The 21,808-nt window shown below is 70.8% G+C and carries 19 protein-coding genes; 13 read left to right on the top strand and 6 right to left on the bottom strand.

Features of this window, described 5'->3' with window-relative positions:
* Positions 1-10: 10 nt before the first annotated feature.
* The 3 genes from ACGFIS_RS11210 to ACGFIS_RS11200 are packed head-to-tail and all read left to right on the top strand — an operon-like array spanning position 11 to position 3,948.
* On the top strand, positions 11-1,171 hold the full coding sequence (locus ACGFIS_RS11210; RefSeq protein WP_392913007.1) for a steroid 3-ketoacyl-CoA thiolase: 1,161 nt from the start codon (positions 11-13) through the stop codon (positions 1,169-1,171).
* A gap of 3 nt (positions 1,172-1,174) precedes the next feature.
* The gene (locus tag ACGFIS_RS11205; RefSeq protein ID WP_392913006.1) at positions 1,175-3,337 is read left to right on the top strand and encodes an acyl-CoA dehydrogenase; all 2,163 of its coding nucleotides are present in this window, start codon (positions 1,175-1,177) and stop codon (positions 3,335-3,337) included.
* Positions 3,337-3,948 (top strand): PaaI family thioesterase, encoded by a 612-nt coding sequence (locus tag ACGFIS_RS11200; protein ID WP_392913005.1) that lies wholly within the window; start codon positions 3,337-3,339, stop codon positions 3,946-3,948. The genes ACGFIS_RS11205 and ACGFIS_RS11200 overlap by 1 nt, the downstream gene beginning before the upstream one ends.
* Positions 3,949-4,114: 166 nt before the next feature.
* On the opposite strand, the gene sigJ is transcribed toward ACGFIS_RS11200, so the two are convergent.
* Together sigJ and ACGFIS_RS11190 are read right to left on the bottom strand one after the other, a co-directional pair.
* Positions 4,115-4,972, bottom strand: a complete 858-nt coding sequence (gene sigJ / locus ACGFIS_RS11195) for an RNA polymerase sigma factor SigJ (protein WP_392913062.1) — start codon at positions 4,970-4,972, stop codon at positions 4,115-4,117.
* A 125-nt stretch (positions 4,973-5,097) separates the two neighbouring features.
* Positions 5,098-5,730 carry a TetR-like C-terminal domain-containing protein gene (locus ACGFIS_RS11190; protein ID WP_392913003.1) on the bottom strand — a complete coding sequence of 211 codons (633 nt, stop codon included), beginning with the start codon at positions 5,728-5,730 and terminating at the stop codon, positions 5,098-5,100.
* 222 nt (positions 5,731-5,952) lie between these two features.
* Between ACGFIS_RS11190 and ACGFIS_RS11185 the strand changes: the two genes are divergently transcribed.
* Entirely contained in the window at positions 5,953-7,122 is a 1,170-nt protein-coding gene (locus tag ACGFIS_RS11185) for a saccharopine dehydrogenase family protein (RefSeq protein ID WP_392913002.1), read from the top strand.
* A gap of 13 nt (positions 7,123-7,135) precedes the next feature.
* Complete coding sequence (locus ACGFIS_RS11180; RefSeq protein WP_392913001.1) at positions 7,136-8,350, top strand: NAD(P)/FAD-dependent oxidoreductase; 1,215 nt, start codon at positions 7,136-7,138, stop codon at positions 8,348-8,350.
* Between the two features lie 73 nt (positions 8,351-8,423).
* Here the strand turns inward: ACGFIS_RS11180 and ACGFIS_RS11175 are convergent, their stop codons facing one another.
* Positions 8,424-10,025: a class I adenylate-forming enzyme family protein gene (locus ACGFIS_RS11175; protein WP_392970394.1), complete on the bottom strand. Its 1,602-nt coding sequence runs from the start codon at positions 10,023-10,025 to the stop codon at positions 8,424-8,426.
* A gap of 245 nt (positions 10,026-10,270) precedes the next feature.
* Between ACGFIS_RS11175 and ACGFIS_RS11170 the strand changes: the two genes are divergently transcribed.
* The 8 genes from ACGFIS_RS11170 to ACGFIS_RS11135 all read left to right on the top strand — a co-directional run bounded on the left by ACGFIS_RS11170 (position 10,271) and on the right by ACGFIS_RS11135 (position 19,754).
* Positions 10,271-11,032 (top strand): SDR family NAD(P)-dependent oxidoreductase, encoded by a 762-nt coding sequence (locus ACGFIS_RS11170; RefSeq protein ID WP_392970391.1) that lies wholly within the window; start codon positions 10,271-10,273, stop codon positions 11,030-11,032.
* Between the two features lie 192 nt (positions 11,033-11,224).
* Positions 11,225-12,634 carry an ABC transporter substrate-binding protein gene (locus ACGFIS_RS11165; RefSeq protein WP_392912998.1) on the top strand — a complete coding sequence of 470 codons (1,410 nt, stop codon included), beginning with the start codon at positions 11,225-11,227 and terminating at the stop codon, positions 12,632-12,634.
* 39 nt (positions 12,635-12,673) lie between these two features.
* Positions 12,674-14,884 carry an ABC transporter permease gene (locus tag ACGFIS_RS11160; protein ID WP_392912997.1) on the top strand — a complete coding sequence of 737 codons (2,211 nt, stop codon included), beginning with the start codon at positions 12,674-12,676 and terminating at the stop codon, positions 14,882-14,884.
* Positions 14,877-15,638 (top strand): ABC transporter ATP-binding protein, encoded by a 762-nt coding sequence (locus tag ACGFIS_RS11155; RefSeq protein ID WP_392912996.1) that lies wholly within the window; start codon positions 14,877-14,879, stop codon positions 15,636-15,638. The genes ACGFIS_RS11160 and ACGFIS_RS11155 overlap by 8 nt, the downstream gene beginning before the upstream one ends.
* Entirely contained in the window at positions 15,631-16,383 is a 753-nt protein-coding gene (locus ACGFIS_RS11150; protein WP_392912995.1) for an ABC transporter ATP-binding protein, read from the top strand. Before ACGFIS_RS11155 ends, ACGFIS_RS11150 begins: the two co-directional genes overlap by 8 nt.
* A 7-nt stretch (positions 16,384-16,390) precedes the next feature.
* Entirely contained in the window at positions 16,391-16,744 is a 354-nt protein-coding gene (locus tag ACGFIS_RS11145; RefSeq protein WP_392912994.1) for a hypothetical protein, read from the top strand.
* A gap of 147 nt (positions 16,745-16,891) precedes the next feature.
* Positions 16,892-18,091 (top strand): NADH:flavin oxidoreductase, encoded by a 1,200-nt coding sequence (locus ACGFIS_RS11140; protein ID WP_392912992.1) that lies wholly within the window; start codon positions 16,892-16,894, stop codon positions 18,089-18,091.
* Complete coding sequence (locus ACGFIS_RS11135) at positions 18,084-19,754, top strand: AMP-binding protein (RefSeq protein ID WP_392912991.1); 1,671 nt, start codon at positions 18,084-18,086, stop codon at positions 19,752-19,754. The genes ACGFIS_RS11140 and ACGFIS_RS11135 overlap by 8 nt, the downstream gene beginning before the upstream one ends.
* Positions 19,755-19,820: 66 nt before the next feature.
* Here ACGFIS_RS11135 and ACGFIS_RS11130 read toward each other — a convergent pair whose 3' ends face one another.
* From ACGFIS_RS11130 to ACGFIS_RS11120, 3 genes are all read right to left on the bottom strand, one after another.
* Positions 19,821-20,996: an ISAs1 family transposase gene (locus tag ACGFIS_RS11130; protein WP_392912990.1), complete on the bottom strand. Its 1,176-nt coding sequence runs from the start codon at positions 20,994-20,996 to the stop codon at positions 19,821-19,823.
* A 148-nt stretch (positions 20,997-21,144) separates the two neighbouring features.
* Positions 21,145-21,438, bottom strand: a complete 294-nt coding sequence (locus ACGFIS_RS11125; protein WP_392970388.1) for a hypothetical protein — start codon at positions 21,436-21,438, stop codon at positions 21,145-21,147.
* Between the two features lie 23 nt (positions 21,439-21,461).
* Positions 21,462-21,701, bottom strand: a complete 240-nt coding sequence (locus ACGFIS_RS11120; RefSeq protein WP_392970775.1) for an integrase core domain-containing protein — start codon at positions 21,699-21,701, stop codon at positions 21,462-21,464.
* Positions 21,702-21,808: the final 107 nt, after the last annotated feature.

Here is a 21,808-nt window from a genome sequence, read left to right as displayed (position 1 = left end):
GAGACATTCCATGCCAGAGGCCGTTATCGTCGATGCCGTCCGGACGCCGGTCGGCAAGCGCCGCGGCGCCCTGTCCGGGCTGCACCCGGCCCAGCTGCTCGGGGCCACGCAGCGCGGGCTGCTCGGCCGCGCCGGCATCGACGCCGCGGCGGTCGAGCAGGTCGTCGGCGGCTGCGTGACGCAGGCGGGGGAGCAGTCCAACAACGTGACCCGCAACGCGTGGCTGTACGCGGGCCTGCCCTACACGGCGGCGTGCACGACTATCGACTGCGCGTGCGGGTCGTCCCAGCAGGCCGTGCACATGATCGCCGGGCTGATCGCGTCCGGAGCGATCGACATCGGCGTCGGTTGCGGCGTCGAGGCGATGAGCCGGGTGTTCCTCGGGCAGGCGAGCACCCCCGAGACCGGCAGCCCCGCGCCCGAGGGCTGGGACATCGACTACCCCGACCAGTTCACCGCCGCCGAGCGCATCGCGAAGAAGCGCGGCATCACCCGCGAGGACGCCGACGCCCTCGGGCTCGCGTCGCAGGCCAAGGCGAAGGCGGCGTGGGACGACGACCGGTTCGCCGGGCAGATCCTCCCGATCGAGGCGCCGATCATGACCAAGGAGGGCCCGACCGGTGAGACGGCCGTGGTCACCCGCGACCAGGGGCTGCGCAACACGACCGCCGAGGCGCTCGCCGGGCTGAAGCCCGTCATCCCGGACGGGATCCACACCGCCGGCAACTCGTCCCAGATCAGCGACGGAGCCGCCGCGGTGCTGCTGATGTCCGCCGAGCGGGCCGCCGAGCTGGGGCTGCGGCCCCGCGCCCGGATCGTCGCGTCCGGGATGGTCGGGTCCGACCCGTACTACCACCTGGACGGGCCGATCGACTCGACGCGGCACGTCCTGGAGCGGGCGGGTATGAAGCTGTCCGACATCGACCTCGTCGAGATCAACGAGGCGTTCGCGTCGGTCGTGCTGTCGTGGGCGTCCGTGCTCGGCGCCGACATGGACAAGGTCAACGTCAACGGCGGCGCCATCGCCCTCGGCCACGCGGTCGGCTCGACCGGCGCCCGCCTCATCACGCAGGCCGTGAACGAGCTGGAGCGGTCCGACACGTCGACCGCCCTCGTCACGATGTGCGCGGGCGGCGCGCATTCCACGGCCACCATCATCGAACGGATCTGAAGCATGACCATTGGGCTGACCGAGGAGCACCGCGACCTGCGCGACGCCGTGCGCGCGTTCACGTCGCGGCAGGTGACGCCTTCGGCGGTGCGCCTCGCCGTGGACGCCGAGCAGGAGAAGGCGCCGGCGTTCTGGGACGACCTCGCCGCGCAGGGACTGCTCGGGCTGCACCTTTCGGAGAGCGCGGGCGGCGCGGGCTACGGCCTGGTCGAGCTGGCCGTCGTCCTGGAGGAGCTGGGGCGCGCCATCGTCCCGGGGCCGTTCCTGCCGACCGTCCTGGCGAGCGCCGTGCTGTCCCGCGCGGGACACGCCGGGCACCTGCCGTCCCTCGCGGACGGGAGCGCGGCCGGCGCGGTGGGCCTGGACGCGGGGAGCCTCGCCCTCACCCGTTCCGGCTCCGAGGTCACGGTGACCGGCGTTTCGGGCCCGGTGCTGGGCGCTCCGCTGGCGGACGTCCTCGTCGTCCCGGCCCGGGACGGGGACGGGACGGCCTGGGTCGTCCTGCCCCGCGGCGCGGCCGTCGTCGACGAGCTGCCCAGCCACGACCTGACCCGCCGCCTGGGCACGGTCGAGCCGGCGAACGCGGCCGTCTCCGTCCTGGACATTGGGACGCAGACCGTCCGCGACCTCGCGGCGGTGCTGTTCGCCGCCGAGTCGTCCGGCCTGGCCGACTGGGCGACGGCGACCGCCGCCGAGTACGCCAAGGTCCGCGAGCAGTTCGGCCGCCCGATCGGGCAGTTCCAGGGCGTCAAGCACCGCTGCGCCCGGATGCTCGCGCACGCCGAGCAGGCCCGCGCCTGCGCCTGGGACGCCGCCCGCGCCCAGGACGAGCCCGACCCGCGCGAGGCGTCCCTGGCCGCGGCCGTCGCGGGCGCGACCAGCGTCCAGGCCGCGTTCCAGACCGCCAAGGACTGCATCCAGACCCTCGGCGGCATCGGCTTCACCTGGGAGCACGACGCGAGCCTCTACCTGCGCCGGGCACAGACCCTCCGCATCCTGCTCGGCTCCACCGCGTCGTGGCGCCGCCGGGTCGCACGCCTGACCCTGGACGGCGTCCGCCGCGAACTGAGCGTCGAGCTGCCGCCCGAGGCCGAGGAGGTCCGCGCGGAGGTCCGAGCCGAACTGGAGCCGGCCAAGGCCCTGGAGGGCAGGGAGCGCGTGACGTACCTGGCCGACCGCGGCTACACGTCCCCGCACCTCCCCGTCCCGTGGGGCAAGGGCGCGGACGCCGTCGCCCAGCTGGTCATCGCCGAGGAGATGCGCGCCGCGGGCCTCCGCGCGCACGACATGATCATCGGCAACTGGGTGGTGCCGACGCTGATCGCGCACGGGTCGCCCGCCCAGCACGAGCGCTTCCTGCCGGGGTCCTTCCGCGGCGGCATCCGCTGGTGCCAGCTGTTCTCCGAGCCGGGTGCGGGCTCCGACCTCGCCGCGCTGTCCACGCGGGCCGAGAAGGTCGAGGGCGGCTGGACGATCACCGGGCAGAAGGTGTGGACGTCCATGGCCCGCGAGGCCGACTGGGGCATCCTGCTCGCCCGCACGGACCCGTCCGTCCCGAAGCACAAGGGCCTGTCGTACTTCCTGCTGGACATGAAGTCCCCGGGGATCGACATCCGGCCGCTGCGCGAGCTGACCGGCGACACCCTGTTCAACGAGGTGTTCCTCGACGGCGTGTTCATCCCGGACGACCTCCTGGTCTCCGCCCCCGGCGACGGCTGGAAGCTCGCCCGGACGACCCTCGCCAACGAGCGCGTCTCGCTCTCGAACGACTCGTCCCTCGGCAGCGGCGGCGAGGCCCTCCTCAAGCTGGCGGCGGACGTCGACGACGAGCGCCTGACCACGCTCGGCGGCATCCTCTGCGACGCCCAGTCGAGCAGCCTGTTCGGCCTGCGCACGACCCTGCGCTCCCTCGCCGGCGGGCAGCCGGGCGCCGAGTCGAGCATCGGCAAGCTGATCGGCGTGGAGCACATCCAGCAGGTGTGGGAGACCGCCATGGACTGGATCGGCCCCGAAGCGCTCTCCGGCCGCGGCGAAGGCGGCATGAAGGACCCGGCCTGGATGTTCCTGAACTCCCGGAACATGTCGATCGCGGGCGGCACGACGGACGTGCAACTGAACATCATCGGCGAGCGCCTCCTCGGCCTGCCCCGGGACCCGGTTGCGTGATGACGATCGACCTGCATTCCGAGACCCGGCCCGCCGGTGTGGACGCCGCCGTCGAGGCGGCCCGCCGCGTGATCGACGCGCTCGTCCGCTCCGGCGAGATGACGGACGCCGACATGTCCGGCATCGCCGACCGCCTGAACGCCGTGGCCGACGACCTGGAGGCGACGGCGCCGCCCCTGGAGGACCGCCTGGTCAACATGTGGCGCGGCGACGGCATGACCCGCCATGACCCGGTCACCGGCCCGGAGAATTCGATCGCGCCGCCCCTCGAATACACGGCCGTGGACTCCCACACCATCCAGGCCGTGGCGACGCTGGGCCTGCCGTACCAGGGGCCGCCGTCCAGCGTCCACGGCGGCGTCTCGGCGCTCCTCCTCGACCACACTCTGGGCGTGGCGAACGGCTGGGCGGGCGCCTCGGGGGTGACGGCCGAGCTGACCGTCCGCTACCACCACCTGACCCCGCTCTTCGAACCGCTGACGATCATCGCCCGCCAGGTCTCGGTGGACGGCCGCAAGATCCGCACGACGGGCGAGATCAAGGCGAACGGCGAAACCTGCGTGTCGGCCGAGGGCCTCTTCGTAGCCAAATACCCGCCCCGCCCCCGCTGACCGGACGCTCCGAACCATGCCGGGTCGCCACCTCGTTGACATGCGGCGTGTTGTTGCTTCCGACGCGCTCATACCAACAACACGCCGCAAGTCAACGGACCCGGGTGAACCTGCCCTGCTCGGCAGCAGCCTTGACGTCCCCGCAGCAGGCACGGCCCGCACGCTGTCAATCCGTCATGGGCTGGTTCGCTGCGTGGAGGGCGCTCCAGGCGTCCGCCACGGGGCCGACGTGGCGGAGTTTGTCGGGGTTGTTCACCGCGCGGATCGTCTGGATCTGGCCGTCGAGAATGTCGAGCGCCCACGCACCGAGGACCTTGCCGTCCCGGTCGCGGACGATCGCGCCCGGCTGCCCGTTGACGTCCCGCTGTTCGAGTACGGCACCGGCCCGGACGAACCGCGAGACGGACCAGGCGAGCGCGCGCGCCACCTTCTCCAGGCCGATGATCCGGCCACCGAGCTGCGGGGCCTTGCCGCCGGCGTCGCCGACCATCTGGACGTCGGCGGCCAGGAGCTCCCGCAGTCCGTCGACGTCCCCTTCCCGGAAGGCGTGCAGGAACCGTCCGGCGAGTTCGGTGCGCTCGGCCCGGTCGGCGGTGAAGCGGGTGCGGCCCGCGTCCATGTGGCGGCGGGCCCGGACCGCGAGCTGGCGGCACGCGGCCTCGGAGCGTCCGACGGCCGCCGCGACCTCGTCGAAACCGAACCCGAACACGTCCCGCAGCACGAAGACCGCCCGTTCGAGCGAGCTGAGCCGTTCGAGCAGCAGGAGTGCCGCCATCGAGAGGGAGTCGGCCAGTTCCGCCGCGCGCTCCGGGTCCTGGTAGGGGTCGGTCAGCAGCGGCTCGGGGAACCACGGCCCGGCGTACTCCTCCCGGCGCAGCCGGGCCGACCGCAGCACATCGATCGAGATCCGGGTGACCATCGCCGAGAGGAAGGACTTGACGGACGAGGGCCGAGTCGGGGAGGTCGTGTACCGCAGCCAGGTCTCCTGGACCGCGTCCTCGGCCTCGCTGACGCTGCCCAGGATCCGGTAGGCGATCGAGAAGAGCAGCGGCCGGCGGCACGTCCTGTACCGGCGGAGCCACCTCGGCGATCAGCTCGTGTGAGCCCACGTCCCAGCCCGGTCGGCCCGGTGACCTCCGCAGGCGCGCCTCAGGGGCGGGTCGCGCGGAGGACGAGGTCCACCAGGGTGTCGACCTCCTGCCGGGTGGCGGCCCGGTGCAGGGTGAGCGGGGTGAGGATGAGCGGGCTCGCCAGCGTGTTCAGCACCGCCTCCGGTGCGCAGTCCGGGTGGACCTCGCCGCGGGCGATGGCGCGGGTGACCACGGCGCGCCAGGATTCCTGGACCGGCTCGAAGTGCTCGAAGATGAGCGCGCTCAACTCGGGCGTGCCGCGCGCGGCGATGATCGCGTTGGTGGCGACCTCGACGGGGCCGGCGAAGAACGCCGCCAGGCGGTGCGCCAGTTCGCGGATGTCCCGCTCCCACGAGCCCGTGTCGGGCACCTCGACCGTGCTGGAATGGGCGTTGAGCCCCTCGCGGACCAGGTCGGCGAAGGTGGGCCACCAGCGGTAGATGGTCTTGCGGTTGAGGTCCGCGCGGGCGGCGACCTCGCTGGGGCCGAAGTCGACGACGCGTTCGGCGAGAAGGTCCAGGACGGCCTGCGCGACGGCCTGGCGGACCCGTTCGCTGCGACCGCCGGTGCGGACGCGTTCACGCGGTGGTTCGGCGGCCTCCGCCGGTGACGTGCGCGCTGCGGGGGCCGGCCGGGTGGTGCCGTCGCTCATCTCGATCCACCAAAAGGGTCATAGTGTTGACTTTAGCTTCAAGGCGGTCCCATCATGGACTATGCCCCGCGGTGGTCGAGCCGTCGGCTTTCCACCGGGGGCGATTCCCACCGTTGCGGTGTGCGGCCGATGCCGTCCACCGGTACCCGTCTCCGTCCGCAGCCCGGCCCCGCCACCGGCGATCCGCCGGCTCCGGACGCATGCCCTTTCCCGGAGGTCCACGTGAAGGTCGCCATACTCGGCTGCGGCACGGTCACGAGCCGCGTCGCCCGCAGCGCCGCCGCGTTCGACAGGATCGACGACCTGCTGGTCGCCGACCTCGACGCCGACCACGCAAAAGCCCTCGGCGAGGCCGTCGGCGCCCGCCACGCGCGCTTCGACGCGACCGACCCGGAGAGCGTCGCCGCGGTCGTCGCCGGCGCCGACGTGGTCTTCAACGGCGTGGGCCCGTTCTACCGCTTCGCACTGCCGATCATCGATGCCGCCATCGACGCCGGAGCGCACTACATCGACATCTGCGACGAGTACGACGTCGCCGAAGCCCTGGTGACCGACCCCGCCTACGACGAGCGGGCGAAGGCGGCGGGCGTCACCGTCCTCACCAGTTGCGGCTCCGCGCCCGGCGTGACCAACCTCATGGCGCGCTGGGCGTGCGACGAACTCGACCGCGCGGACGCCGTGCACGTGGTCATGGGACTTCCGTTCATCCCCAACCTCGGGCCGACCATCCTGGAGCACATGTTCCACTCGCTCAGCGGCGAGGTCATCCAGTTCCTCGGCGGCGAGTACCGCAAGGTGCCCGCGTGGGGCGATCCGAGGACGTTCGAACTGCTCGCCCCGTACGGCCTTCGCGAGTTCGGCTACTTCGGGCACGCCGAGCCGCTCACGCTGCCCCGGTTCATCCCGGGCCTCAAGGAGGCCACCTGCCGGTTCACCTGGTGGCAGAACGAGGGCAACGAGATCTACCGCCGGTTCGCCGAACTCGGCCTGATGAGCTCCGAACGCGGCGGCCTTCCCCTGTCGCCGCAGTCCTTCCTCGCCCGGCACCTCTGCACGCCGGAGGGCGAGCGCGCCGTCGGCGTCGACATCTCCGCAGACCCCATCGGGGCCGCGTTCCACATCCGCGCCGAAGGCGAGAAGGACGGCGCCGCCGCGTCCGCGGTCATCGAGATGCACCACGACATGACCAAGAGGTTCTTGAAGGACAAGGGCGACATGACGGCGATTCCCGCTGCCGCCTTCCTGCGCCGGCTCGTCGACGGGGAGATCGACCGGACCGGCGTCCTCGCGCCCGAAGCGTGCGTGGACCCGCAGCCGTTCCTGCACGAGGTCGCGCCGCAACTGGGCGTCGACCTGTACCGCATCGTCTCCCAGACCCGCCGCGTGCACTGACCGGAAGGCACCCATGCAAGAGCACACCGAGTTCGACGTCGCCGTGGTCGGTGCCGGCCCCATCGGAGCCGCCACCGCCCGGCACCTCGCGGACCGGGGCGCGCGCGTCCTGATCGTCGGCCCGGCGGAGCCCCCGGACTTCGCCGGCCACGACGGCGTGTGGTCCGGCCACTACGACCAGGGCCGGCTCGGGCACGTCCTCGAGGCCCCGCTCGTCGCCGCACTGCTCGCCGCACGTTCGATCCGGCGGTTCGGCGAACTCGCGCGGCGTACAGGCGTGGAGTTCACCCGGCCGGTCCACTCGCTCGCCGTCATGCCGGCCGCCCTCGACGGCCGCGCGCCGTCCGAATGGTTCGACCTCGGCAGGCTGATGCGGAACGCCGAGGACATCGGGCAGCCCGTCGAACACCTCTCCGAACCCCGGCTCCGCGAGCGGTACCCGCACCTGGCCTTCGAGCCCGGCCATGAATGCGTGGTGCAGCGCGACGCGTTCATCGTCAACCCGCGCGACCTCACCGCCGCCGAACTGGCCGCCGCCACCGCCGCCGGTGCGACGCTCGTCCGGGACGAGGTCACGGCGATCGCGGCCGACGGCCCCCGCCGCCGGCTGACCGCCCGGTCCGGCGCGTCGTGGACAGCGGACACGGTGGTCGTCGCCACGGGAGCGTCGACCAACGCGGGCGGACTGCTGCCCCGCAAGCTCGCCATGGACACGCTCGGCGCCACCGTCGTGCTGATCGAGGTCCCCGGCCCGGAGGCGGTCGACCTGCCCGGGATCATGTACTACAAGCAGCGCGGCGGGGAACTCCTCTACGGCGGCATCGTCATGACGCCGCTGCGCTACCCCGACGGCCGCTGGTACATCAAGTGCTCGGGCACCAGCCTGCTCGACAACCCGCTCGGCACGCGCGAGGAGATCGCCGCGTGGGTCCGCACAAGGGGAGCCGCGGACGACATCGCCCCGGCGCTCACCGTCTTGCGCGAACTGCTCTCCGAGGATTCGGCCGCCGCGCTGGGCCCGGCTCGGGTGCGGCCGTGCCTGGTCTCCACCAACCACACCGGCCACCCGTACATCGACCACGCCGATGAGAACGTCGTGGTCGTCGTCGAAGGAGAACGCGGTGTCATGGCCGCCGACGAGCTCGGCCGCCTCACCGCGTCGCTCGCCGCGACCGGCCGCTGGAGCGACGGCCTCCCGCACCAGCTCTTCCGGGCGGAATGGATGTAGCGGGCACGGAACGGCGAAGCGGCCGGGCGCGCGACACGCGCGTCCGGCCGGTTCGGCCACCGGCTCGCAGAAGTCAGGACACCGAGTCCTCGACCTGCTTGCGCAGGACCTTCCCGGTCGCGTTGCGGGGGAGCGGGTCGGTTGTGACGTGCCAGCGGGACGGGACCTTGAAGTAGGCGAGGCGCTCCTTCGCGAAGGTCGTCAGATCGTCGGCCGAGGGCGGGGCGCCGGCGACGACGACGACCGCCGCGACCTCCTGCCCGAGGTCGGGGTGCGGGACGCCGACGACGATGCACTCGGAGATCCCCGGGTACTCGGCGAGGACGTTCTCGACCTCGATCGGGTAGACGTTCTCGCCGCCGCGGATGATCAGGTCGGAGCGGCGGGTGGTGAGCCGCAGCCGGCCGTTGTCGATCATGCCGATGTCGCCGGTGCGCAGCCACCGGTCCGGGTCGATGCTCGCGGCGGTGGCCTCCGGGTCCCGCCAGTAGCCGATCATGTTGTAGGCGCTGCGGGCGCACACCTCGCCCTCGGTGCCGTCCGGGACCGGCTTGCCCTCGGAGTCGCGGATCTCCACCTGGACGCCGAGGTTCGGGGCGCCGAGCGTCCCCGGCGCCTCCGCGAGGTCCATCGGGGTGGCGACGGAGATGGCGGTGCACGACTCGGTCAGCCCGTAGCTGTCGACGAGGGCGCCGCGCGCCGGCGGGAACACCGACTGGAGCCGTTCCTTGAACGTGGGCGAGGACGGCGCGGAGGCCAGCGCGAACGCGGTCAGCGACGACAGGTCGTACTTCGCCAGATCACCGTGCTGCATCATGCGGTGCGCCATCGTGGGGACGGCGCCCCAGTTCGTGACCTTCTCCTTCTCGACCAGGCTCAGCACCTTGTCCACGTCGAAGCCGCCGAGGTGCATGACCACGGCGGTGCCGGTGGCGAGGCGCGGGATGGCCAGGTTGTGCAGCGACGCGATGTGGAACAGCGGCAGCGCGAGCAGGTACCGGCGGGAGGAGGCGTCGATGCCGAACGCCCCCATGATGGCGTCGTTGTACCGGTGGTACTCGATCACCGAGGTCAGGTTCCGGTGCGAATGGACGGCGCCCTTCGGGCGGCCCGACGTGCCGCTCGTGTACAGGATGACCGCCGGGTCGTCCTCGGCGACGTCGGGGATGTCCAGCTCGGCGTCCGGGTAGCGGACCATCAGGGACGGGACGTCCTTCTCGACCGTCAGCACGCCCTCGGCGGTCAGCGCGGCCCGCTTCGCGTCGGCGATCACGATCTTCGGGTCGGTGTGGCCGAGCGCGTACTCGATCTCCTGCGCCGTCCACCAGGCGTTGTAGCCGACCGTGACGGCGCCGGCGGCGATCGCCGCCCAGAACGAGATGATCCACTCGGGGCTGTTCGCGGCGTTGATCGCGATGCGGTCGCCGGGCCGGACACCGAGGTCGTCCCGCAGCGCCTTCGCCATGGACGCGACGGCGGCGGCGTGCTCGGCGAAGGTCAGCCGGCGGGACGCGGTGACGATGTAGTCGCGGTCGCCGTGGGCCGCCGAACGGGCGAGCACCTCGCCGAGGCTGCGGGCGCGGTTGGCGAACACGGGCAGCCGCGCGCCGAGCACCTCCTCCTCCCGCAGTTCGAACTCGCCGCCGGGACCGGTCAGCTTCGCGATCATCTCCATCGGACCCCTCCTCGCCGGAACGGTCCATTGTGCGCTGGGACACACCGGCGCCACCAGGCTATTCCGCTCAGCGGGACGGTCACGGACCGTTTTCCGCCGAACTCATTCCCGCTGAGCGGGACTGGGCCTTTTGCGTGCGCCGCGTCACATCACCATGACCGCACCAGGACTGAGCAGACCGGACTGACCAGGTATGACCTGGACGGGCCGGGCTGGGCGCGCAAGCAGGACTGAGCGGAGAACCAATGGCAAGCCTCAGCGACAAGGTCGCGATCGTCACCGGAGCGGGACAGGGCGTCGGGCAGGGCATCGCGCTCGCGCTGGCCTCCGAGGGCGCCGCCGTCGCGGTGCTCGGCCGCACGGCGGCCAAGCCGGACGCGACGTGCGAGCTGATCCGGGAGCGCGGTGCGAAGGCCGAGGCGTTCGTGTGCGACGTCGCCGACACCGAGTCGATCCCCGGCGTGGTGGAGCGGGTCGCCGAAACGTTCGGCGGCATCGACGTCCTCGTCAACAACGCCTACTCGGGCTCCTACGGGCCGCTGCTGGAGATGAGCGACGCGAAGTTCCAGAAGGGGTTCGTCACCGGCCCGTTCGCGGCGTTCGCGTTCATGAAGGCGTGCCACCCGCACCTGAAGGCGCGCGGCGGCGGCAGCATCGTCAACCTGGTCACCTCCGCCATGGTCCGCTGGGACCCGTCCACCTACGGCGCCTACGCGGCCGCCAAGCAGGCCCTCCGGTCGCTGACCCGCACTGCCGCGGCCGAGTGGGGGCCGGACGCGATCCGCGCCAACAACATCGCCCCGCACGCGCTGTCCCCGGGGCTGAAGTGGTGGGCGGAGAACGACCCCGAGGCGGCCGAGGAGTTCCGCAAGACGATCCCGCTCGGCTACATCGGCGACTGCGAGGACGACATCGGCAAAGCCGTGGTCGCGCTCGTCCAGCCGGCGATGCGCTACCTCACCGGGGCGACGATCCCGCTGGACGGCGGCCAGGCCAACTTCGGCTGACGCCGCCCCGTCCCGCGCAGACTTTCCCCGCCTCCGAGCGACCCCGCTCAAGCGGGGCGCGACAACTCGCAGTACCCCGTCTCCCGGCGGACCAGAGGGTCGCCGGTAGCCGCGGACCATCCACGAACCCCGTCCCCCGCCTGCCCGAAACACCACTTGCCGCCGCGGCGGCCAGTGAAAGGAGTACGACCTATGAAGGTCGACAAGATCGGGCGCCTCGCCGCAGGCGTCCTCGCGGTGGCGCTCGTCACCGCGTCCTGTTCCAGCGAGCGTTCGGGCACGGACGGCGTGTCCGGCGGGAACGACTCCGGCGGCGCCGCCGCGTCGAGCAAGACGTTCGGGACGCTGCCGTCCCCGTGCGGCCCCGGCGACGCCAAGGGCAAGACCGACCAGGGCATCACCGACGACGCCATCACCATCGGCTTTGGCGACGACCGCGGCTTCTCCGCGGCGCCCGGCCTGTCCAAGGAGATGGGCGACGCCGTCGCCGCGATGATCGACTGGTGCAACCAGCAGGGCGGCATCAACGGACGCAAGATCAAGGGCAACCAGTACGACGCCGCCTACATGCAGTCCGCGAAGGTGATGCAGGAGTCCTGCAAGCAGGACTTCATGCTCGTCGGGCAGGGCTTCGCGATGGACGAGGCCGCCGAGCAGTACCGGGTGGCGTGCAAGCTGCCGACCGTCGCCGGCTACACCGTCGGCCCGAACTCCTCGATGGGCCCGATGAAGTACGAGGCCGTCCCGTACCCGGTGGACCTGCTGAACATCGGCGGGCTCCGCCTCGCGGAGAAGCTGTTCCCCGACTTCAAGGACAAGGCGGACATCCTTCAGTCGACGTCGCCCGCCGTCAGCACCGGCAACAACAAGATCGCCAGTGCCATGAAGGACATCGGCGTCAAGCGCGTGGACTGCGGTGTCCGGCTGAACGACAAGGGCGAGAGCAGCTACATGCCCTTCGCCGAGAAGATCAAGGACTGCGGGGCGAAGTACCTGTGGTCGTCCGACTCGCCCGACCCCGGCCAGTTCAGCCTGCTGGAGTCGGTCGAGCGGGCCGGCGCGAAGCCGAAGTACGTCTTCGAGTCGACCTGGTACAGCCCGCTGGTGTCCAAGTGGAACACCTCGGGCGCCGGCGACAACGTGCACGTCGGCATGATCTTCCAGCCGCTGGAGAACGCGGACAAGGTCCCGGCGGTCAAGCAGTACATGGACGCCGTGAACGCCAAGAAGGGCAAGATCGCCATGCTCGGCCTGCAGGCGACCTCGTCGTTCCTGCTGTGGGCGCAGTCAGCGGACAAGTGCGGCTCGGACCTCACCCGGCAGTGCGTGATCAACGAGCTGTCGAAGGTGCACGAGTGGACGGGCGGCGGCCTGCACGCGCCGACCGACCCTGGCAACAACAAGCCGGCGTCCTGCTCGCTGATGGTGAAGCTCAACAAGACCTCGTTCGAGCAGGTCCTGCCGAAGAACGCCGGCGAGTTCGAGTGCGGTCCCGAGTTCGTCGTCAAGACGGACCCGAAGACCTGGGGCGCGAAGCTGAACGACGACCGGATCTCGACGAAGTTCCTGACCGACGACGTCATCAAGCCCCAGTCCTCCTGATCCGACCCGCCGGAGGCGGTACCACATGGCGGTGAGCAAGTGACGACGTTCCTGACGTACACGATCCTGGGACTCGTCCTGGGGTCGGTGTACTCCATCGCGGCCTCGGGCCTCGTGCTGACGTACAACACCTCGGGCATCTTCAACTTCGCCCATGGCGCGCAGGCGATGTTCGGCACGTTCCTGTACTGGCACTTCACCGAGCGGTGGGGATGGCCGGTGTGGCTCGCGCTGATCGTCGTGATCGGTTTCGTCGGTCCTGCGATGGGCGCCGCACTGCACGCCGCGATCATGAAGGGGCTGCGCGGCACCGCCGACGTCACGAAGATCATCGTGACGGTGGCGGTGCTGCTCGGCACCGTCTACCTGGCCCAGTGGATCTGGAATCCGGATGAGGCGCACAGCGTGGACATGTTCTTCGGTGCGGGCGCGAAGATCACGCTGGCCGGTGTGGTGATCCGGTACCACGAGATCGTCTGCCTGGCCACCGCCGTGGCGATCGCCGTCGGGCTGCGGGTGCTGTTCACCCGCAGCCGGACGGGCGTGGTCATGCGCGGCTCGGTCGACGACCCCGACCTGCTGCGCCTCAACGGCCACGACCCCGAGCGCGCCGCGATGCTGTCGTGGGCGCTCGGCTCCACCCTCGCCGTCCTCGCCGGGATCCTGATCGTGCCAATCAGCGGCGGGGGGCTGGACGCGAACATGCTCACCCTGCTGGTGATCGACGCGTTCGCGGCGGCGATGTTCGGCCGGCTGCGCAGCATCCCCCGCACGTTCGTGGGCGCGATGGTGCTCGGTCTGGCCGCCAACTACGTGCTCGCCTACCTGCCGTCGGCGGGCACGTTCACCGGCAACCTGCGCGTCTCGCTGCCGATGATCCTGCTGTTCGTGGTGCTGGTGGTGCTGCCCCAAGACCGGCTGCGCGGCGCCGCGATCCGGACCCGCGAGCGGTACCGGGTGCCGACCGTCCGGGGCGCGGCCGTGTGGGGCCTCGTGCTCGTCGCGGTCGTCTACCTCTACAGCCTGCTGCTGTCGGACGGCGCGATCAACACGTTCTCGCTCGGCATGACGTTCGCGATCATCGCGCTGTCGCTGACCGTCCTCACCGGCTACGCGGGAGAACTGAACCTCGCGCCGCTGGCGTTCGGCGCGGTCGCCACCGTCGTGGCGTTCCACGCCGGGGTGGTCGGCACCGGCCTCGACGCGCGGATGAACGTCCAGGGCATCGTGCTGGGCATCGCGGCCGCGGCACTCGTCGGCGGGCTCGTCGCGCTGCCGGCGCTGCGGCTCCGCGGCCTCTACCTGGCCCTCGCGACGATGGCGTTCGGCGAGTTCCTGTCGAACATGGTGCTGCGCGACACCACCGAGCACAAGCTGTTCGGGATGACGTTCACGCTGTTCCCGGACGGGTCGCTGGTCATCCCGCCACTCAAGGCGGGCCCGCTCGACCTGCGGAACGGGACGGCGTCGCTGATGACCGCGACGGTCCTGTTCGCGCTGATCGCCGTCGGGCTCGCCGCCCTGCGCAACAGCGGGTACGGGCGGCGGCTCGCGGCGATGAAGGACAGCCCGGCGGCGTCGGCGATGCTCGGCCAGAACCTGGTCCGGCTGAAGCTGAGCGTCTTCATGATCTCCGCGGCGATCGCGGGCCTCGGCGGCGTGCTGATGTCGGCCGCGACCGGGACCGTCGCACAGGAGAACTTCACGTTCCTCGGCAGCCTCGCCCTGCTGATGCTCGTCGTGGTCGCGGGTACCGGCTACATCAGCGGCGCTCTGTTCGGCGGCCTGATGGCGGGCGTCGGGTCGGCGGTCCTCGTGTCCACGTTCAGCGACCTGGCGCTGGACAACGAGGGCATGGCCACCATCTACACCACGCTCGGTCACCTCATCATGGTCAGCACGGCGCTTCTCGGGATGGGCGTCGGCAGGAGCCCGAGCGGTTTCCTGCACGACCTTTTCGAGGGCTACCGGGCGACGCGGAAGGCCAAGCCCGTCCTGTACGGGGCGGCGGCGCTGTGCGCCGTCCTCTACCTGTTCGCCCTCACCGGTGTGATCGGGACCTGGACGTTCGCTCTCGTCGCACTCTGCGCGGGCATGCTGCTGCCCGTATTCGGCCGCATGTACCTGGACGAGGGGCGGCGCGACCGCCCGACCCCGCTGGAGCTGATCGGCGTGGACGAGCCCTACACCGACGAACTGCGCATCCGCCTCGACCGCGAACTCGGCCTGAAGGGAGGCGTCCATGCCTGAAACGGCATCCCTGCTCGAAACGCGGGGTATCACCGTCCGGTTCGGCGGCAACACCGCCGTCAACGACGTCGGCCTCACCATGCACGAGGGGAAGATCACCGGACTGATCGGCCCGAACGGCGCGGGCAAGACCACGATGTTCAACACCATCACCGGTCTGCAGAAGCCCGCGTCCGGCCAGGTGCTCCTGGACGGCGACGACATCACCGGGCTGTCCCCGACCAAGCGTGCGCGGCGCGGCATGGCGCGGACCTTCCAGCGCCTGGAGCTGTTCCTGTCGCTCTCGGTGCGCGACAACGTGCGCGTCGCGGGCGACATCCTGCGCAGCCACAGCCACAGCCACAGCCGCAAGCGCTTCGACATGGACGAGGAGACCGACAAGGTCCTCGAACGCACCGGGCTCACCGACATCGCCGACCGCGATGTGTCCGACATCCCGATCGGACGGGCCCGCGTCGTGGAGGTGGCGCGCGCGCTGATGACCTCACCGCGCGTCCTGCTGCTGGACGAGCCCGCGTCCGGCCAGACCGATCGCGAGACGGAGGCGTTCGCCGAGATGCTCGCCGGCCTCGCCGGCGAGGGCCTCGCGATCTGCCTCGTCGAGCACGACCTGCCGCTCGTCATGAAGCTGTGCTCCACCATCCACGTCCTCGACTACGGCACCCTGATCGCGTCCGGCACGCCGGCGGAGATCAAGGATTCGCCCGAGGTCATCGCCGCCTACATCGGCACGGAGGAGGCGTCCCATGAGTGAAGCCAAGGCGGTCCCCGCGCCGCGCACCGCGGCCGGGGAAGCGAGCCCGGAGCCGCTGCTCGAACTGGTGGACGTCCGCGCGGGCTACGGCGCGATCGAGGTCCTGCACGGCGTGGACCTGGCGCTGAAGCCGGGATCGCTGCTGGCGCTGCTCGGCCCGAACGGCGGCGGCAAGTCGACCACGATGCGCGTGTGCGCGGGCCTGCATCCCCCGACCGGCGGGGAGTTGCGGTTCGCGGGACGCAAGGTCAACGGCATCTCCGCGCAGGATGCGGCCCGCCTCGGCGTGTGCTCGATCCCCGAGGGCCGCGGAATCTTCCCGAACCTGACGGTGCGGGAGAACCTGTGGGCCGCCACCGGAACCGGCGCGAAGCTGGAGGACCTGGAGGAGAAGGCGTACACCCGCTTCCCCCGCCTCGGCGAGCGCCGCCACCAGCTCGCCGGATCCTTGTCCGGCGGCGAGCAGCAGATGCTCGCGCTGTCGCGGGCGCTCGGTACCGATCCGGCGGTGCTGCTGCTCGACGAGCTGTCCATGGGCCTCGCACCCATGATCGTCACCCGGATGTACGAGACGGTCGCCGAGCTGGTCGAGGGCGGCCTGTCGGTGCTGGTCGCGGAGCAGTTCGCCCGCGCCGTCCTGCCGATCGCCGACACCGCCGCGCTGATGCTGCACGGGCGCGTGGCGGCGGTGGGCCCGCCCGACGAGATCGAAGACCGGCTGTCCAGCGACTACCTGGGAGGTTGACCCCATCATGCTCACTGAGGAACGGCGCCAGCAGTTCAAGGACGACGTGGCGAACCAGAGGCTGAAGACCGATCAGTCCCGCTTTGACGGGGTGCTGCGCGTCGTCGGCATCGTCGCGATGGTCGCCGGCGTCGCCGGCGTCTTCATCGCCTACAACGTCTCGCTCACCAAGGACGACATGCGGGATGTGGGCTCGCTGCAGACCCTCGCCCTCGGGTTCCTGGCGGTGACCGTCCTCGGCGCGGCCCTGTACTTGGCCGCCGCCGTCACCCGCGTCCTGCGGCTGTGGCTGCTGCGCCAACTCGTGGAGCAGCAGGCCCAGGCCGACCAGATCGCCGCCGCGCTGCGCAGGGACGCCTAGGGGGTGTTTCATAAGCCCGCTGTCCTGCTGCGCGTCCGAGACTTATGAAACACCCCTAGCGGCCCGTCGACGCTCCCGGTCAGCGGGATGTCCGGAGTGCCCAGACTTCTCGCTGATCAACGTCTAGTCCGGATGGAGGACTTCTGCATGAACGACCCGAAGCCCGACGTGTTCGCCCCCGCCAAGCTGGGGCCCGTCACGCTGCGGAACCGCACTGTCAAGGCGGCGACGTACGAAGGGCTGACCAAGGACGGCCAGGTCACCGACGCGCTGATCGACTTCCACGTCCGGCACGCGCGCGGCGGCGTCGGCATGACGACCGTCGCGTACTGCGCGGTCGCGCCGGAGGGGCGCACCGACCGCAGGCAGATCTACTGGCGGGACGAGGCGATGCCCGGCCTGCGCAAGCTGACCGACGCCGTGCACGCCGAGGGGGCCGCCGCCCAGGCGCAGATCGGGCACGCCGGCCCGGTCGCCAACCCCAAGAGCAACAAGCTGCCCGCGCTGGCGCCCAGCCGCCACTTCCACATGACGACGCAGACCTTCACCAAGCCCGCCACGCCGGCGGATCTGAAGCGCGTCGTCGAGGCGCACGGCTACGCGGGCACGATGGCGATCGAGGCCGGTTTCGACTCGGTCGAGATCCACATGGGGCACAACTACCTGACGAGCGCGTTCCTCAGCCCGAAGGTCAACCACCGCAAGGACGAGTACGGCGGGTCGCTGGAGAACCGCGCCCGGCTGGCGCGCGACATCGGCCGCGCCGTCCGCGACGCCGTCGGCGACCGCATCGCGGTCACCGCGAAGCTGAACATGGACGATGGCGTGCCCGGCGGCTTCTGGATCGACGAGGCCATCCAGGTCGCGCGGTGGCTGGAGGAGGATGGCTCCGTCGACGCCCTCCAGATGACCGCGGGCAGCTCGCTGCTCAACCCCATGTACCTGTTCAAGGGCGACGCGCCGCTGCGCGAGTTCGCCGCCGTCATGAAGCAGCCGACCAAGCTCGGCATCAAGCTGATCGGCAAGCACTTCCTGAAGTCCTACCCATACGAGGACCTCTACCTGCTCAAGGACGCCCGGCAGATCCGCGCCGCGGTGAAGCTGCCGATGATCCTGCTCGGCGGCGTCACCGACAAGGCCGGCATGGACACCGCCATGGCGGAGGGCTTCGAGTTCGTCGCGATGGCCCGCGCCCTGCTGCGCGAGCCCGACCTGATCAACCGGATCAAGGACGACCCCGCCACCGAGTCGCTGTGCATCCACTGCAACAAGTGCATGACCGCGATCTACGGCGGCACCCACTGCGTCCTGTCCACCGAACCGGCCTGGGGCAGCGCGAGTGCGTGACGAGACGATCGCGGGTCTGCTGCTGGCTCGGCTGGGCGATGACCGGCCGGGCCTGCGCAGCCGCGAGCGGACATGGACATGGGACGAGGTCGGCCGGGAGAGCGCGGCGCGCGCCGCCCTGGCGCGCGAGTTGCGCCGGGACGGCCCGTTCCACATCGGTGTGCTGCTGGAGAACGTCCCCGAGTACGTGCTCTGGCTGGGTGCGGCGGCGCTGAGCGGCGCGACGATCGTCGGCATCAACTCGACCCGGACGGGCGCCTACCTGGAGCAGGAGGTCCGGCACACCGACCTCCAACTGCTGGTCACCGACCGGGTCGGGGCGAAGCTGCTGGACGGTCTCGACATCGGCGTCCCGCGCGACCGTTTCCTGCTGGTCGACTCCGCCGAGTACCCCGCGCTCGTCTCGTCCCACGCATGCGAACCCACGGCCGACCCGTCGGTCACCCCGGCGACGCAGCTGCTGCTGCTGTTCACATCCGGGACGACGGGCGCGTCGAAGGCGGCGCACTGCTCGCAGGGCAGGCTCGCCGAGCTGGGCCGCAACAACAGCGCCAAGTACGACGTCAAGCGCGAGGACATCAGCTACTGCTCGATGCCGCTGTTCCACGGCAATGCGCTGATGGCGCTGTGGGCGCCGTCGCTGGCGGCCGGCGCGACCGTCGTGCTGGCGCCGAAGTTCTCCGCGTCCGGGTTCCTGCCGGACATCCGGTTCTACGGGGCGACGTTCTTCACCTACGTCGGCAAGGCGATCGGCTACGTCCTCGCCACGCCCGAGCGGCCGGACGACGGCGACAACACCCTCACGCATGGGTTCGGCACGGAGGCGTCCCCGGAGGACAAGGCCGAGTTCCAGCGCCGGTTCGGCGCGAAGCTCGTCGAGGGCTACGGCTCCAGCGAGAGCGCCGGCATGATCGAACGGGACCCGGCCGCGCCGCCGACCGCGTTCGGCCGTCCCGCCTACGACGGCGTCCGGATCGTCAACCCGGAGACGCGTGAGACGTGCGCCCTCGCGGTCCTGGACAGGCACGGCCGCGTCACCAACGCCGAGGCCGCCGTCGGCGAGATCGTCGACGTGCACGGCGCCGCGAAGTTCGAGGGCTACTACAAGAACCCCGATGCGGACGCCGAACGCGTCCGGCACGGCTGGTACTGGACGGGCGACCTCGGCTACATCGACGGCGACGGGTTCCTGTACTTCGCCGGCCGGTCCGGCGACTGGATCCGGGTCGACTCGGAGAACATCTCGGCGCTGCTCACCCAGAACGTCGTCCGCCGCCACCCGAAGATCGTGGACGCGGTCGCGTTCGGCGTCCCCGACCCGCACTCCGGCGACCAGGTGATGGCCGCGATCGAGATCCCGGCCGACGTCGCGTTCGAGGACCTGGACTTCCCCGCGTTCCTCGCCGGCCAGGACGACCTCGGCACCAAGGGCGCGCCCAGGTTCGTCCGCGTCTCGCACGCGCTGCCGACGACCGGCTCGGGCAAGCTGAAGAAGAAGGAACTGCAGCTCGACGGCTGGCGGACGTCCGACCCCGTGTTCTGGTGGGCGGGCCGTGCACGCGGGGGGACAGGCGCACCCGAGTACGTCCTGATGGACGAGGCGGACAAGGCGGCGCTGCGGGACGAGTTCATCGCCGCCGGCCGCCGCCGCTTCCTCCCTTGACGTCCTCACCCCGCCTGAAGGCGGGGATTCCAACCCGTTCGCCTGCTGCGCGGGGGCAGGGCTTGATCAAGTTCCTTGAACGTCGTGGTTGTTGATGCCCAGGAGTGGGAGGGCTCGTTCGGGCCGGTCGCGGATTGCTCGGGTGGTCTTGGCGATGTTGTCGGCTCCGAGGGTTTTGAGCAGGCCGATGGCGAGGTTGCGGAAGGTGGCCATGGCTCGGGGGCCGGTGCCGGTGTGGAGGGTGGAGGCGTCCTCGGCGTAGGTCACGTCTCTGAGGTGGTGCAGGGCTTCGATGCCCCAGTGGCCGCGGGTCGCGGCGGCGAGTTCGGCCGGGGTGGTCTGGTGGGCGTCGAGACTGGTGACGGCGTAGACGGTCTCGCGGCTCTCGCGTCGGCGGGCCTGCCGGCGGCGTCGGTGGACGCGGACGGCGAGGCGGGCGTGGGGGAAGGCGATCCCGCCGAGTTCGTCGGCGATGCCGCAGGTCTTGATGGATCGGGACTCGCGGCGGCCGTGCCCGGTGGAGGAGGCGGTGTGCTGGATGGCGATGTCCGGCCAGGGCAGGGCGGCGAGTTGCCGGTAGGCGGTCGGCTGGTTGCGCTTGATCATGGCGATGTAGTGGGCGTTCTTGGTGTTGACCAGCCAGGTGATGTTCGCCTGCACCGAGTGCAGGGCGTCGAAGGTGACGAGGACTCCGTCCAGGTCCAGCGGTTCGAGCAGGGGCGTGAAGTGCGCGGTCTCGTTCGTCTTCGCCCCGACTTCGGTCTGGGCGACAGTCACAGCCCGGTGGTGGGTGACGGCGGAGAGCAGGTGCCTGCGGCCGGTCGGCAGGCGGGCCGACCCTCTCAGTGACTTGCCGTCGACGGCGATCCTTTGTCGTTGTCCGGAGTCGGTGCCAGTGCTGTGGTGGCCGGTGAGGTAGGTGCCGACGGCCCGGTCCAGGGCGTCACCGTCAACGGCCGCCAGCACGCGGCCGATCGTGGTCCGCGAGGGAGCATGGCGCCACCGCAGAGGATGCCGCCGGACGCCGATGCTCGTCAGCACGGCGTCCGAGGCCCGCCCCGCCCACTCGGCGATCTCGTCGATGCTCCTGGCTCCCGAAACAGCCGCGCAGGCACAGACGAGGAGGATCGCGGTCAGCGAGTACCAGCGGCCCCGCCGTGAGCGCGGGTCGGGCACCAGGTCCAGGAAAGACCGCAGGTCAGCGACTCGGCCAGCATCCAAGGAGCCCAGCTTCAGCAGCACCGGGGGAATGGGAGAGGATACAACGGCAGGCACGGGCCACCTCATGATCGTTGAGCTTCGACACCCCAATGATCACGAAGCCCGTGCCTGCTCTGCTATGCACCCCAACCGGTCACCACCGGACCAGCGTCACGTCTCCGGAACTTGATCAAGCCCTGTCGGGGAGGAGCTGGGGTCGCCATGCTGTTGCGATCATGGCTAGCAGGAGCCCGATTAGGGCCAACCAATAGCCGGTGTCTTGCGCGTTCGGCGGCGGGTTGATCAGCGGGGAGGCCGCACCGGGCAGGAGGTAGATCGCCGCCGCCAGTGCCCAGCGTGGGCTGCGCGCGATCGCGGTTGTCAGCACGCCCGCGAGCAGGAGGACGCTCTCGGTGCCCACCCTGACCAGTTGCCAGATCTCGCCGTATTCGTGGTTCCCGGGCATGTAGGTGAGCGTTGTCAATCCCCTGAAAGTGTGGAGACTGGTTATGCCACCTTGGCCTCGGCGTAGCGGGCTGTTGTGGCCTTCCTCTTGTCCAGCATGAGTTCTTCGAACACCGTCGGCGGGAGCCCGTCGTTGGCGGTGTGCCGCCGACGGACGTTGTAGAACCCGGTGATCCAGGTCGCGATCTTCACTCGGGCCTCGGCCCTGGTCGCGAAGTGCTGCCGGTGGACGTACTCGACCTTCAGGGTGGAGTTGAACGCCTCGGCCGGTGCGTTGTCCAGCGCGCACCCGACCCCTCTGTGTCAGGCTCAGGTGAGACACGAGGGGATGAAGTTCCCTAACTGATACGGACAGGGCGAGAACGGGTACCGAGCAGAGTGACGATGAC

Source organism: Spirillospora sp. NPDC048824, assembly GCF_043198455.1.
Taxonomy (GTDB): Bacteria; Actinomycetota; Actinomycetes; order Streptosporangiales; family Streptosporangiaceae; genus Spirillospora.
Note: the sequence above shows the minus strand (reverse complement) of the source record. Positions and strands in the feature narration are given on the sequence as shown.